This window comes from Natrinema sp. LJW11, from assembly GCF_056135975.1.
On the sequence record NZ_JBWBDM010000005.1, the window covers coordinates 358,395 to 371,678 of the forward strand.

Below are 13,284 nucleotides of genomic sequence, written 5' to 3' on the forward strand. Positions count from 1 at the left end.
TATTCGTCGTCGGGTTTTCGCTCGATCGCAATCGTTATGCGGTATGTTATCATTGGAGAACAGCATGCGTGGACTCAGCGACAAGCGCGTCATCGTCACCGGGAGCGGCCGCGGTATCGGTCGCGCCATCGCACGGCGACTCGCCGAGGAGGGTGCGATCGTCGTGGTGAACGACATCGACGAAGCGAACGCCGACGAGACGGTCTCGCTGATCGAAGCGGACGGCGGCGAGGCCGTCACCGGGATCGCCGACGTGACGGAGTTCGACGCCGTCGAGGAGATGGTTTCGGAAGCGGTCGACGAACTCGGCGGCGTCGACGTGCTCGTCAACAACGCCGGCTGGGACCGCATCGAGTGGTTCGTCGACCAGGAGCCCGAAACCTGGGACCGCCTCATCGATATCAACCTGAAAGGCCAGATCAACTGTTCGCGGGCCGTCGCCGACCATTTCGTCGAGTCGGGAACCGAGGGCTCCATCGTGAACATCTCGTCGGACGCCGGGCGCGTGGGGAGTTCCGGCGAGGCGGTGTACGCCGGCTGCAAAGGCGGCGTCATCGCGTTCACGAAGACGCTCGCGCGGGAGCTGGCCCGAAACGGCGTGAACTGCAACGTCATCGCACCCGGTCCCGCGGATACGCCGCTGGTCGCAGAGATGCGAGAAGACTCGGAACTGGGGGACAAGATCCTCGGCAGTATGGCGGATCAGATCCCGCTCGGACGGATGGCCGAACCGGAAGACATCGCGGGTGCCGTCGCGTTCATGGCGTCGGACGACGCGGCGTTCGTCACCGGCCAGGTGCTGAGCGTCTCCGGCGGGCTGACGATGGTCGGGTAGGTTACTCGCCCCGGAACTCGGGGTCTCGTTTCTCGTCGAACGCGGCGATGGCCTCCGCGTGGTCGTCCGTTTCGCGACACTCGCCGAGCGCCTCGATCGCGTGCTCGAGCCCCGTCTCCATGTTGACGTCGTGGGCCTCGTTGACGAGCTGTTTCGCGTTCCCGAGCGCGACGGTGGGTCCCTCCGCCAGTTCGCGGGCCCGGTCGAAGGCGACTTCCCGAGTGCGCTCGGCGTCCCCGTCGACGACCGTGGAGGCGATTCCCAGCTCCTTGGCCTCCGTCCCGGAGATGCGACGACCGGAGAAGATCAGGTCCTTCGCGACCTCTTCGCCGACGAGGCGGGGAAGCATGTACGCGCCGCCGTCTCCCGGTGACAGCCCCACGTTCACGTACGATTGGCTCATTTCGGCGTCGGCCCTGATCACTCGAATATCACAGCCCAGCGCGAGATCCATCCCCGCACCCATCGCGTAGCCGTTGACGCCGCCGACGACGGGAAGCGGCGCGCGTCGGAGCGCCTTGAGCACGCGCTGCGCTCGGTGGACGGTATCCAGCGCCTCCGGCGTCGATTCGGAGAGCCCGCCTTCGTCCCCGAGATCGACGCCGGCGCAGAACGCCTTGTCACCGGCGGCCGTGAACAGGATCGCACGGACGTCGTCGTCCGCCTCGAACGACCGGATCGCGTCGTGTAACTCCTCGAGGACGCGCGGGGTGAACGCGTTCAGACTCTCCGGCCGTTCGATTCGCATGCGACCGACTCCTTCCGCAACGGCGGTGGTAACTACGTCATCGGACATGGGAAAGTCCACGGAACGTCGGGGAATAACGTTTTCCCTCGATCGCGGTCGCTGCACGACCCGGATCGTCGTCTCGAACGCGAGCGGCGCTCGTGCGTCGTCCCGCATCGCGGGCAGTCGCGACGCGCACCGCCGGCGGCGTAACAGATATGGTTCCGGTCGCAGAACGATACACCGTGCTAATTGATACCAATCCGTCCCTCCGAATGTGGCGGGATATCGTCCACGAGTTCATGGACGAGAAGATCGGCGTCGAGTACTGCCGGGAGTGCTACGCGAACCGGGAGTATCCACACCGGATCTACGACGGCGTCGTCGAGAACGACTGGATCGGGTTGCTCGTGCCGGAGGAGTACGGCGGGCAGGGCGGCGACATGATCGAACAGGTGATCCTGCTCGAGGCGCTGGGGAAGTACGGCTACGACCTCGGCATCCCGGTCGCTATCTCGTCGTTTTCGTACGGAAACCTCATCGAGTACGGGACCGAAGAACAGAAGCAACGGTTCATTCCGAAGTTGCTCGACGGCGAGGTTCGGTTCTCGATCGGCGTCTCCGAATCCGGTACCGGGAGCGACGCCGCGAGCCTGCAGACGAGGGCCGAGCGGGACGGCGACCACTACGTCGTCAACGGCGAGAAGATGTGGCAGTCGGCCGCTCACGTCGACGGCAACGTCATCACCCTCTACGTTCGAACCGATCCGGACGCGGAGAAACACGAGGGGATCAGCGCGCTCCTCGTTCCGAACGACCTCGACGGTATCGAGATGACCAAACTCGACACCGTCGTTCGCAAGGCGACCGGCACGAACCAGGTCTTCTTCGACGACGTCCGGGTGCCCGCCGAGAACCGCCTCGGCGCGGAGGGACAGGGCTGGGAGATACTCACGGACCACTTCGCGAACGAACGGACCCAGATCTCGGCCGCGATGGTCGGCAACGCCCAGACGGTCGTCGACACGGCGCTCGAGTACGCGCTGGAACGAGAGCAGTTCGGATCTTCGATCGCCGAGTTCCAGACGATCAAACACCGGCTCGCGGACATGCAGACGGAGGTCGACGCCGCGCGTCAGCTCGTCTACCACGCGGCGGAGCGCATCGATCACGGTTCTCACCCCCGTCGCCTCGCCGCGCAGGCCAAGCTCAAGGCCAGCGAGACGTTCCAGACGGTCGCCCAGCAGGGGATGCAGATCATGGGCGGTGCCGGATTCCTCCCCGAGAACGACATGGAACGCTACTGGCGCGAGGGAAAGATTTCCACCGTCGGCGGCGGAACCAGCGAGATCCAGCGGACCATCATCGCGAGCGATATGCTCGAGAACCGATGAGTCGTCGTTCGTCGAGACGCCGCGAGCCCGAACGTCGTCGGGACGGCTATCGACCGACGGCTACAGCGCGATTTATCACGGAAAACTACGTCGACCGAGCGGAACACGCACACGATGTCTAACACTGATACCACGACCGACACTGAATCAGCGGCGCAACTTCCGCTGTCCGGAATCACCGTCGTCGAACTCGGCAACCTCGTCGCGGCCCCCTTCACGGGGCTCATGCTCGGCGATCTCGGTGCCGAAGTGATCAAAGTCGAACGACCCGGAACCGGCGATATGATTCGCCAGTCCGGCGACTCCGGCGACGCGATCTTTACCGCGCTCAACCGGAACAAGCGCAGCGCGACGATCGATCTCCAGAGCGACGCCGGACGCGAGGCCTACCACGAACTCGTCGCGGCGGCCGACATCGTCGTCGAGAACCTCCGACCCGGCGTCACCGAACGACTGGGTATCGGGTACGACGCGCTCAGCGACGAGCGCGACGACCTGATTTACGTCTCCATCGCCGGCTTCCTGCAGGGCGGTCCGTACGAGGATCGGCCGGGGATGGACGTCGTCGGTCAGGCCATGTCGGGGATGATGCGGATGACCGGCCAGCCGGGCGGAAAGCCGCTTCGGGCGGGAACGTCGGTGATCGACATCGGAACCGGCGTCTACGGCGCGTTCGGGGCGATGCTGGCGCTGTGGATGCGCGAAACGACGGGGACGGGCCAAAAGATCGACGCCGGGCTCTTCGAAACGGCCTCTCACTGGAGCAACTACTGGACGATCTTCGCGCAGCTCTTCGGCGACCATCCGCCGCTTGGCTCCTCCCATCCCGCGTTCGGGCTCTACGACGTGTTCGAGACTGATCCCGACGAGTGGCTCTTCGCCGGCGTCATCACCGAGCGCCACTGGCCCGCGTTTTGCGAGGCGATCGACGCGCCGGAGTTGCTCGCGGACGAGCGCTTCGAGACGAACGAGGGGCGACAGGAGAACGACGACGCGCTTTACGACCTGATTCAAGAGAGGCTTCGCGGTCGGGACCGGACGACGGTAGTCGACGCGCTACTAGATGCGGGCGTCCCGGCGGCCCCGGTCAATCACCCGTCGGAACTGCTCGACGATCCGCATCTGACCGCACTGGACCTCCTCGTGGAGACCCACTCCGACGACGAAACGGTTCAGGCGATGCTCACGCCGTTGACGGGGACCGACATCGGCGTCTCACACCGTCGCGACCCGCCCGAGCTCGGCGAAAATACGGCGGCCGTCTTCGAATCGCTCGGGCTGGACGATCGGTACGCCGAACTCGAGGCGAACGGCGCGTTCGGCGACGAGTGACCGACGACGATACGGATTTGACGCGCGTTTAGTCGCCGCGATCGTACGTCTCGATCGTCTCGTCGTCGGGCACCCAGCCGACGAACGCGGTCTCCGGACGCAAGGAGAGCGCGTCGATGACGACGGCAGTGCCGAGGTAGTGGCCGACCAGCGACGCGATACCCGCGATCGTCTCGTCGTCGAAGTGGGCACCGATCTCCGCGTGCGCCTCGTCGTCGACCGCCCGTCTGGCGGCGAGTCGCGCGTACCTGAGCAACGCGCCGTCCGCGGGGTCGAACTCGTCGACGCGTCCGGTACTGATCGCTCTGATCTCCTCGTGCTCGACGCCGACGTCTCGAGCGAGTCCGACGTGCTGGTGCCACTCGTACTCGTTTTCCAGTTCCCGAGCGATCGCCAAAATGACCAGTTCGACGTCCCGCGAGGCGAGCCCGGCGTGTTCCCACAGCGCGGTCCCGTGGCGCATGTACGTCTGGAGAACGGGCGGGTTCGATCCGATCGCCTGCAGCAATTCGAGTTCGCCGAGCGCGTCTTCGCTTAGGAGATACTGATACTCCGTCGGGAGATCCGACTGTCGCGGGAGCGGGATGCGAGCCATACCTCAGAGGGACCGCAAATCGACTTAGTTCTTCGGACGGGTGCGATTCGCGGTCGAATCTGTCGGATCGCGGAGGCCGGCGACGACGGTTCCTCGTTGTCGCCGCCTCGCGTCGAGTGCCCTGTCTTACTGGATGACTCCGTCCTCGCGGAGCCGCTCGAGTTCCTCGGCTGAGTAGCCGTGGCGCTCGAGGATCGAGTCGGTACTCTCTCCCAACTGCTGGGGTGCGACCTCGAGTTGGGTCCCCAGTTGAGCGAAGTGGACGGGTTGGTCGATCACGTCCGCGCCCTCCCGGCCGTCGCGTTCCATGACCTGATGGAGTTCGCGCTGTTTCACGTGGTCGTCCTCCCAGACAGTTTTCGTATCGTAAATCGGGCCCGCGGGAACGGTCTCCGCGTGAAGGCGGTCGAGCCAGTGGTCGATCGGTTCCGATTCCAGAATCGGTTCGAGGATGTCGTCCAGTTCCTCGCGGTTTTCGACCCGGTCGTCCATCGTGGCGAACCGATCGTCCTCGAGTAGCTCCGGGCGCTCGAGCGCGCGGCAGAAACCGCGCCAGAAGTCCGGCGTCCCCGCCGCGATGATGATCGGCCCGTCGGCGCAGTCGTACTTGCCGAAGGGGACGATCGACGGGTGGTGCGTGCCGAGTCGAGGGAACGGCTCGTCGTAGCCGAACGTGTAGCCGGCGCGAGCGGTGAGCCAGGTGATGGCGGCGTCTAACATGGGGACTTCGATCCACTCGCCGTCGATGCGGCCTCGCTCTCGAGCGTACAGCGCGGCGAGAACGCTCTGGCTGGCGTAGGAACCGGCGATGAGGTCGCCGCTGGGAAGCCCCGACCACAGCGGTTCTCCGCCCTCTTCGCCGGTGATGCTCATGATCCCGCTCATTCCCTGGATCAGCATGTCCCACGCCGGTAGGTCCTCGTACGGGCTGTCGCGACCGAACCCGGAGATCGAACAGTAGATGAGCTCCGGATTCAGTTCGGCCACGGTCTCGTACCCGAGTCCGAACGAGTCGGCGCGTCCCGGTTTCGTGCTCTCGATGAACACGTCGGCGTCGGCGACGAGCCGTTGGGCCGCTTCCTGTCCCTCGTCGCTCTTGAGGTCGATGGCGACGCTGTACTTGTTCCGATTCAGGGTGTCGAAGTAGGCGGGCGAGGGCTGGATGTCCCGACTCCGATCGCCGCGTCCGACCGCTTCGATCTTGATCACTTCCGCGCCGAGGTCGCCGAGGGCCATCGTCGCGAACGGGCCGGCCGCGACCTGGGTCAGATCGACGACGGTGATTCCGTCGAGGGGTAACACGTCCGTCTCAGGGGACTTCGCTGCCTCCATACCTGTCCCTACTCTTGATCTGGGGTAAGTGTTTGGGAACGGTACCCACTGGTCGCCGCATCGGGGCCGTGATACCGACGACACCAGTCGAGACGAGTATCGACTCCGTCAGTGCCGGACGGAGAGGCTGAAAAAGCGCCAGCGATCACTCCGCGAGTTCGAACTGGTACAGCTGCTGGTCGCCGCGTTCCTCCCAGACCAGCTCCACCGGATCGCCGACGGAGACGGCCGCCGGCGCGGCGAGGACGTTCGCCATCACCGTCACGTCGGCCCCCATCGCGACGAGCGCGACGACGTACGGCGTCTCCCCCTCGAACGCCGCCGTCGGAGCGCGGTGGACGACGGTGAACGATTCGACGGTTCCGCTCCCGTCCAGTTCGATTTCTTCGGACTCCGTGGCCCAGCAGTTCGGACAGACGGCCGCCGGGTAGAATCGCTCGTGGCCGCAGTCGGTACATCGCTGGACGACGAACCGCCCGTCGTTGCAGGCGGCCCAGAACCCCGCCGTGTCTTCCGACGGCGTCGGAACCGGCTTGTCGCTCATCTCACCACCCCTCCATCAGCAGCGTCGCGTTCGTAGACAGAACCCCGCCGACGCCGTGAGCGAGCGCGAGGTCGGCGTCCACCTGCGTCTCCGCGGCGTCCCCTCTGATCTGTCGTGCGGCCTCGAGAATGTGGAAGACGCCCGCGCCGGCGTAGGAGAGTTCGCCACCGTGCGTGTTCACCGGCAGTTCGCCGTCGGTCGTGATCCCCCGCTCGCGGACGAACGAGCCGCTTTCGCCCTTCTCGCAGAATCCGAGGTCCTCGAGGAGGAGGAGCGGCGTGATGGTAAAGCAGTCGTACAGCTGTGCGACGTCGACGTCGTCGGGGGTGCGATCGGCCATCTCGAACGCCGTCTCCCCGCTCGCCGCCGCCGGCGTCTCCAGCAGGTCCTCGCGTCGGTGGACGTACTCCGACCCGTGTCCCTCCCCGTAGCTGGTCAGCTCGACCGGGGCTCGCGTCTCCTCGGCCGCATCGGCGGAAGAGACGACGACGGCGCCGGCACAGTCGCTGATCAACGCGCACTCGAGTTTGTGCAGCGGCGACGAGATCAGCCCCGAGGAGAGGACGTCGTCGACGTCGATCGGCTCGGTGTGCTGTCCGGCCCCGCGCATCGACGCGTGTTCGCGGCAGGCGACCGCGACCGTCGCGAGCTCTTCCGCGGTCGTTCCGTGCGTCGCCATGTGCTTCTGTGCGATCAGCGCGTACATCGACGGCACCAGCGGCCCGAAGGGGTTCTCGAACTCGGGGTGGCCGACCTCCGTCGCGAGGCTGCTGACCCCGTCGTCGCCCTTCGCGAATCCCGTCCGCCGATTGTCACCGAACGCGACGACGACGTTTTCACACTGGCCCTGTTGGACGGCGTTCGCAGCGTGACAGACCCCGACGAACGGCGTCGCCCCGCCGAGCCGCAGGCTCTCGTTGTACGAGAGATTCAGGCCAAGGTAATCGGCGACGACCGTGCTGTGCATCAGCTTCGGATCGACGAGCGAGTACCCGGTGACGAGCCCGTCGATATCCGCTTTCTCGAGGCCGGCGTCGTCGACCGCCTCGAGGCAGGCGCTCGCGTAGAGGTTGATCGAATCCATCTCCGGCGTCTTCCCGATCGGCGATTCGCCGATACCGGTCACTGCGACCCGCTGTGTCGAACCCATGTACTGGTACCCGCCACATATCCACATAATTCTTGTTGAAGCGAGCGCCTCGGTCGCGAAAAACGGGGCCAGCGCGGTCGCTCCGATCGGCACGATGGTCGCGACACCGCCGACCCGGCGGTCGTGTCACTACCGGTCGCGCTCAGTTACTCGTCGTCGGCGTACTGAACCATCTTCCGATGGTCCCAGACGACACAGACGTCGTCGTCCTGGTTGGAAACGGTCGTTCGGAGCGTGACGACGCCGCCTTTCTCCTTTTCCTCGAGGTCGGTGACTTCCTGGACCGTCCGAACGGTGTCACCCGGGAAAACGGGGGTCGGGAACCGCATGTTGTCGATCCCGTAGAGGCCGACGACGGTCCCCTCCGTGTAGCCGATCTGCGTCGTCAGCCCGAGCCCGATACTGAACACGAGCGGGCCGTGGGCGATCCGAGAGCCGAATATCGTCTCCTCGGCGTACTCCTCGCTGACGTGTATCTCGTTGTAGTCACCCGAGAGACCCGCGAAGGACGTCACGTCGGCTTCGGTGATCGTCCGGGTTCTCGATTCGAACGTTTCTCCGATCTCGAACTCCTCGAAGTATTTGCCGCTCATCTACGCCTCGACTCTAGCGGGGAGGGGGTATAGACCTTGGTGCGACCGTCCGTTGGCCGTCACTGACCCAGACCGTTGGGGCCGAAGTGATACTGACGAGTAATAAGTGATAACCCATTGCGTCACGTCGATCGAACCGTTCGCATGCAACCACTGAGAGGAATTGACGTACTTGACTTTACCCAGTCGATCGCCGGCCCTATCTGTACCCAGTCGCTGGCCGTCCTGGGAGCAAACGTCGTGAAGGTCGAACCACCGGAAGGCGACGCCTTCAGGCCCCTTATCGAGGGGTCGATGTTCGCCTCGTGCAATCGCGGCAAGCGAAGTATCAGTCTCGATCTGAAAAGCGAGTCGGGACGCGCGATCGCTCGCGACCTCGCGGCCGACGCGGACGTCGTCGTCGAGAGCTTCCGACCGGGGGTGATGGATCGCTTCGGCCTCGGATACGAAGATCTCAGCGCGGAAACCGACGACATCGTCTACTGCTCGATCACCGGGTTCGGACAGGACGGACCGTACGAGGAGTATCCGGCCTACGACCCGGTCGCACAGGCGATGTCCGGACTCATGAGCGTCACCGGTCCCACCGACGGCGACCCGGTTCGAGTCGGAACGAGTGCGATCGATTACTCGACCGGGATCACGGGAGCGATGCTCGTCATGGGCGGGTTGATCGGCGACGGATCGGAGCGCGGAACCCACATCGATCTCTCGTTGTTCGACGTCGCCACGACGTGGATGGGGTACTGGGTCGCCCACTACACGTCGACCGACGAACTTCCCAAACGCGCCGGAGCGGGGCTCTATGGGATGGCTCCGTACGGTATCTTCGAGGCCGGAGACGGACAGCCGTTTTACCTCGCAACGGCCTCGGAGAAACTGTACGGCAGACTCTGTGACACCCTCGAGCGGCCGGACCTGCTCGAGGACGAGCGCTTCGGGACCGCCGAGGACCGATGGGAGAACCGCGACGTTCTCCGGGCGGAACTCGAGTCCGAGTTCGGCGAATTCGATCGCCGGGAACTCGTCGAATCGTTAGCCGAGTCCGGCATTCCCGTCGGGCCGCTGCAGTCCATCGACGAACTGGTCGACGACGACCCCCACGCCGACCACCGGGACCTGTTCGTCGAGACGTACAATCAGCACCTCGAGACCGAGTGCCGGACGACGCGAATGCCGTTTCGCTTCGCCGAGGACTCGCTCGAGCCCGCGTCGTCGCCGCCGCGAAACGGCGAACACACGCGGGCCGTCCTCGGGGAGAACGGCTACGACGAGGAGAGGATCACCGAGCTACTGGATGCGGGTGTTCTGGGAGAATCGGCGTAGTTCGGTTTCGTTGACGGCGCTGCTCGTCCGCCGACCGACGTTCGAAACGAGGAGCCCTTCGATCGCCGACCGAGAGGCCGATTGGAGCCGTGTCGGAACCGGCCAGGCTCCGTTCGCGACGCTGTCGATCCGATTTCTCGAGACGTGATCGAACGGGAGAGACTTCTCCGTGTGAATCGGCACGGATCACCGTCGACGGATCACTATCGACAGAGTACTGTCCGATAAACGGACGGTTGACGCGGTCGTCTCGCAGTCCTCCAGCCGACGTATCCGATGACGCGCGTTCGAAAAAAAGGGAGATTCTCAGGCGGGAGTAGCCGTCGCCGACTCCTGACGTTCCAGGTAATGGAACGCGACGACCACGAGGACCGCCAGAACGAATCCGCCCACCTGGATGGTGGACGTTCCCCAGAACATGATGGCGACGAGCACACCCACTCCGGCGGCTTTGATGACGCCGGAGACGTACTTGTTGTAGTCGATATCGAAGTGGATGATCGTGACGATCGCGATGAACGTCGCGAGCAGGTAGATGAACGTCAGCGGCGTATCACTGCCCCACTGAGCGATGCTCGGGTGGTAGATGATCGTGTACGGGAGGATGAACAGCGGCGCTCCCATGATCATCGCCTTCTTCGCCACCTGGGTGAAATCGGCTTCCGCGATACCGCTGGCGATAACGGCCGCGAGCGCGACCGGCGGCGTGATCGCGGACAGGATCGCGAAGTAGAACACGAACAGGTGCGTGTTAAACTCCGAGATGCCGAGGTCCCCGACGGCCGGTGCGACGAATACCACGACGACGACGTACGCGGCGACGGTCGGCATCCCCAGACCGAACATGATCGACAGGATCATCGCCACGAGGAGCAGCGGGAAGAGGAGTTCTCCCGAGAGGCCCAACATGATGAACGACAGTTCCTGCACGATGTTTCCGCTGCCGAGCATACTGACGAAGATCGCGATCGCGCCGAGGACGACCATGATCTCCGCGCTGGCTATCGCACCCTTCTGGAGACCGACCAGCAGGTTCCGACCGTAATCTCGGAGCGCAGACCGTCTATCGCTCGTGAGGATCATGTTCCAGACGAGCTGGAGTCCGATGAGGGAGATGACCGAGTGGAAGCCGGCAGTAAGCGGTCCGGTCTGTCGGATTCCGAGGTCGTAGATGAGGATCAGCACGGACGCCAGCAGGGGCAAGTAGACGTACCACGGTTGGTTCGCATCCTGTGTCGTCTCCAGGATTTGCCCGTCGTCCGCGTCGGACTTGCTGAGATCGTACCCTTTACTGACGTAGTAGACGGTAATCGAGACGGTCAGGTAGAAGATAATCGCCGGGAGCAACGCACCCACGACGACATCGAGGTAGCTGATATTCAGGAACGAGGCCATGACGAACGCCGAGGCCCCCATGATGGGGGGAAGGACCTGACCGCCCGACGAGGCGTTCGATTCGATGGCCGCAGCGGTCTCGCCGTCCATCCCGTAACTCTTCATCAGCGGAATCGTCACGGCACCGGTCGTCGCGGTGTTGGCCGCTGCACTGCCCGAGATCGACCCCATAACGAAACTCGTCACGACCGCAAGTTGGGGCACGCCGGACTGCAGGTGTTTGTTCATCCGTCTCCCGAAGTCGATGGCCAGTTGCAACGCACCGAACTCGATCAGGAGACTCGCGTAGACGAGGAAGATGACGATCCACTGCGCGCCGACCCCCGGAAGGAATCCGAAGAGGCCGATATCGAACACGAGAGAGGATCGCTCGAGGACTCGAGCAAGTGAGATGCTGCTGTGACCGAACGTCCCGGGAATGTACGAGCCGAACATCGCGTATCCGACCGACAGCACGACGATTCCGGAGACGAAGAACCCGTATCTGAGGTACGTGAAGAGGAGTATTAATACGATTAATGTGAGCGCGAACATGTACTCCATCTGCGTGTAGTTGAGGATTCGTGACAGCATCTCGGAGTACGTCGTCACGAAATAGTACGTGATGTAGAGCATCAACGCTGACGTGGCTAGCTTCGCGACGAACAGCACTTTGCCGGAGATGGCGTCCAGATCGGCTTCGACCAGTTGAACCATCAAAAACACCGACAGGCACAGCGAAATGATAGTGTGCTGGTCGCTATTCACGAGGTACGTATACCCGTACGCGATGTGATAGATAGAGAAGACGAGTGCGCTGAGGGTAAGTAACAGCCACTGAGCGTTATCGAGAGTAAAATTCAGTGCCGGTAACTGGTCCCCTTTCTCTTCTAAACTCAGTTCTTGATCGGAGGATGTGTTCGACATAATTGGAGAATGAAGGGACTGCTACTTATCCTTCGATCAGGTCTTCGTTCCAGAGATCGTTATCCTGGTACCATTCGACGGCTCCCGGATGGACCGGTGACTGCGTGAGCCCCTCTACCGCGTACTCTTCGTTGAACAGTCCGAGCGCGTCGTGGACGCCCTGTAGCTCCTCGACGTTGCTGAACGAGACCTCACAGAACTCTTTGACGACGTCGTTGCTGAGATCGGGGTGGACGTACCACTGGTACTGCGCCGTCGGCGATTTGACCGTGTCGATGTTCGTTTCGAACCCGAAGACCTCGTTGACCGGCACGTCGGTGACGTTGAGGTACGGATCCTCCTCGAACGTCGAAAGCTGCTCGTCGCTGAACTCGAGGACTCGCAGGTTGTCCATACTGTTTAGCTGTTCGGCCCATCCGGGAAGCGATGACCCACTCGCCATCACGTACGCGTATGCGGCGTCGACTCGACCCTCCTCGAGTGCGAAGGGAATGTCCGACCAATCGCCCTGTGTGAGTTCGATTTCGTCGTAGAGCCCGACGCTGTCGAAGGGAATCGCACCGACGAAGCGGGAGCCGGCAGCGCCGTTGTGGACGGTCTTCCCCGCTAAGTCGTCGATCGATTGGATGCTATCGTCCATCGTTATCCAGAACGGTCGAAGGTCGCTGACAGCCATGACCTGTTGTGGAACGGTCGGAACGGTGTTGTCACCGCCGAACTGGGCACCCGGTCGACTTTCCTCCTCGTAGGATGCCATCCCCATCGCACTCGTCCCTCGAGTGATGTGGTTTTCACCTGCGGCACAGAGCCTATAGGCCTCTTCCGACCCACCAGTCGTGTTGAGCGTCAGAGTGATATCCGTATCAGCGTTCTCGAAAAGCTGGGCCCACCCACTGGCTTTTATGTATCCGATCGTTCCCTCGCGCGTAATTCCGAAACTCCAATCGGTGGTATCACTCTCGACGCTACTATCACCGTTCCCCCCACCGATACAGCCCGCTAATCCTGCTAGTCCCGCTACACCTGCGGCCGTCATAAAGCGCCGTCTGTTGTACGACATCCGTGTCATGATAACCCAATCCAACCCATATATACTTATTTGTATATATCGTATATATTCCCGTGGAATAGAAGGGGGCCGGCGTAAAATTACCA

At 63.2% G+C, this 13,284-nt stretch carries 12 protein-coding genes; 4 read left to right on the forward strand and 8 right to left on the reverse strand.

The window, feature by feature from the left end; translation table 11 throughout:
- Positions 1-64: 64 nt before the first annotated feature.
- Positions 65-835 carry an SDR family NAD(P)-dependent oxidoreductase gene (locus AC0QDI_RS15795; protein WP_474669814.1) on the forward strand — a complete coding sequence of 257 codons (771 nt, stop codon included), beginning with the start codon at positions 65-67 and terminating at the stop codon, positions 833-835.
- A gap of 1 nt (position 836) precedes the next feature.
- On the opposite strand, the gene AC0QDI_RS15800 is transcribed toward AC0QDI_RS15795, so the two are convergent.
- Positions 837-1,631 carry an enoyl-CoA hydratase/isomerase family protein gene (locus AC0QDI_RS15800; RefSeq protein WP_474669816.1) on the reverse strand — a complete coding sequence of 265 codons (795 nt, stop codon included), beginning with the start codon at positions 1,629-1,631 and terminating at the stop codon, positions 837-839.
- Positions 1,632-1,807: 176 nt separating this feature from the next.
- Here AC0QDI_RS15800 and AC0QDI_RS15805 point away from each other — a divergent pair, with 176 nt between their 5' ends.
- On the forward strand, positions 1,808-2,956 hold the full coding sequence (locus AC0QDI_RS15805; protein WP_474669818.1) for an acyl-CoA dehydrogenase family protein: 1,149 nt from the start codon (positions 1,808-1,810) through the stop codon (positions 2,954-2,956).
- Positions 2,957-3,070: 114 nt separating this feature from the next.
- Entirely contained in the window at positions 3,071-4,288 is a 1,218-nt protein-coding gene (locus AC0QDI_RS15810; RefSeq protein WP_474669820.1) for a CaiB/BaiF CoA transferase family protein, read from the forward strand.
- A 28-nt stretch (positions 4,289-4,316) separates the two neighbouring features.
- On the opposite strand, the gene AC0QDI_RS15815 is transcribed toward AC0QDI_RS15810, so the two are convergent.
- From AC0QDI_RS15815 to AC0QDI_RS15835, 5 genes are all read right to left on the reverse strand, one after another.
- Positions 4,317-4,883, reverse strand: a complete 567-nt coding sequence (locus tag AC0QDI_RS15815; RefSeq protein WP_474669822.1) for a carboxymuconolactone decarboxylase family protein — start codon at positions 4,881-4,883, stop codon at positions 4,317-4,319.
- Positions 4,884-5,009: 126 nt separating this feature from the next.
- Positions 5,010-6,215 carry a CaiB/BaiF CoA transferase family protein gene (locus tag AC0QDI_RS15820; protein ID WP_474669824.1) on the reverse strand — a complete coding sequence of 402 codons (1,206 nt, stop codon included), beginning with the start codon at positions 6,213-6,215 and terminating at the stop codon, positions 5,010-5,012.
- A 145-nt stretch (positions 6,216-6,360) separates the two neighbouring features.
- The gene (locus tag AC0QDI_RS15825; RefSeq protein ID WP_474669826.1) at positions 6,361-6,759 is read right to left on the reverse strand and encodes a Zn-ribbon domain-containing OB-fold protein; all 399 of its coding nucleotides are present in this window, start codon (positions 6,757-6,759) and stop codon (positions 6,361-6,363) included.
- A gap of 1 nt (position 6,760) precedes the next feature.
- A complete protein-coding gene (locus AC0QDI_RS15830) occupies positions 6,761-7,909 on the reverse strand; it encodes a thiolase C-terminal domain-containing protein (protein ID WP_474669828.1) in 1,149 nt (382 codons plus the stop codon).
- Positions 7,910-8,055: 146 nt separating this feature from the next.
- A complete protein-coding gene (locus AC0QDI_RS15835; RefSeq protein ID WP_273740523.1) occupies positions 8,056-8,502 on the reverse strand; it encodes a MaoC/PaaZ C-terminal domain-containing protein in 447 nt (148 codons plus the stop codon).
- A gap of 144 nt (positions 8,503-8,646) precedes the next feature.
- Between AC0QDI_RS15835 and AC0QDI_RS15840 the strand changes: the two genes are divergently transcribed.
- Positions 8,647-9,828 carry a CaiB/BaiF CoA transferase family protein gene (locus AC0QDI_RS15840; RefSeq protein ID WP_474669830.1) on the forward strand — a complete coding sequence of 394 codons (1,182 nt, stop codon included), beginning with the start codon at positions 8,647-8,649 and terminating at the stop codon, positions 9,826-9,828.
- Between the two features lie 306 nt (positions 9,829-10,134).
- Here AC0QDI_RS15840 and AC0QDI_RS15845 read toward each other — a convergent pair whose 3' ends face one another.
- Both AC0QDI_RS15845 and AC0QDI_RS15850 read right to left on the reverse strand, forming a co-directional pair.
- A complete protein-coding gene (locus AC0QDI_RS15845; RefSeq protein WP_474669832.1) occupies positions 10,135-12,129 on the reverse strand; it encodes a TRAP transporter permease in 1,995 nt (664 codons plus the stop codon).
- A gap of 25 nt (positions 12,130-12,154) precedes the next feature.
- Positions 12,155-13,198 (reverse strand): TAXI family TRAP transporter solute-binding subunit, encoded by a 1,044-nt coding sequence (locus AC0QDI_RS15850; protein ID WP_474669834.1) that lies wholly within the window; start codon positions 13,196-13,198, stop codon positions 12,155-12,157.
- Between the last annotated feature and the right edge of the window lie 86 nt (positions 13,199-13,284).

What these genes read in the sequence shown, in the direction of transcription:
- AC0QDI_RS15795 (WP_474669814.1), top strand. Translation starts at nt 65, where the DNA reads ATGCGTGGACTCAGCGACAAGCGCGTCATCGTCACCGGGAGCGGCCGC.
- AC0QDI_RS15800 (WP_474669816.1), bottom strand. Translation starts at nt 1,631, where the DNA reads ATGTCCGATGACGTAGTTACCACCGCCGTTGCGGAAGGAGTCGGTCGC.
- AC0QDI_RS15810 (WP_474669820.1), top strand. Translation starts at nt 3,071, where the DNA reads ATGTCTAACACTGATACCACGACCGACACTGAATCAGCGGCGCAACTT.
- AC0QDI_RS15815 (WP_474669822.1), bottom strand. Translation starts at nt 4,883, where the DNA reads ATGGCTCGCATCCCGCTCCCGCGACAGTCGGATCTCCCGACGGAGTAT.
- AC0QDI_RS15820 (WP_474669824.1), bottom strand. Translation starts at nt 6,215, where the DNA reads ATGGAGGCAGCGAAGTCCCCTGAGACGGACGTGTTACCCCTCGACGGA.
- AC0QDI_RS15825 (WP_474669826.1), bottom strand. Translation starts at nt 6,759, where the DNA reads ATGAGCGACAAGCCGGTTCCGACGCCGTCGGAAGACACGGCGGGGTTC.
- AC0QDI_RS15830 (WP_474669828.1), bottom strand. Translation starts at nt 7,909, where the DNA reads ATGGGTTCGACACAGCGGGTCGCAGTGACCGGTATCGGCGAATCGCCG.
- AC0QDI_RS15835 (WP_273740523.1), bottom strand. Translation starts at nt 8,502, where the DNA reads ATGAGCGGCAAATACTTCGAGGAGTTCGAGATCGGAGAAACGTTCGAA.
- AC0QDI_RS15840 (WP_474669830.1), top strand. Translation starts at nt 8,647, where the DNA reads ATGCAACCACTGAGAGGAATTGACGTACTTGACTTTACCCAGTCGATC.
- AC0QDI_RS15845 (WP_474669832.1), bottom strand. Translation starts at nt 12,129, where the DNA reads ATGTCGAACACATCCTCCGATCAAGAACTGAGTTTAGAAGAGAAAGGG.
- AC0QDI_RS15850 (WP_474669834.1), bottom strand. Translation starts at nt 13,198, where the DNA reads ATGACACGGATGTCGTACAACAGACGGCGCTTTATGACGGCCGCAGGT.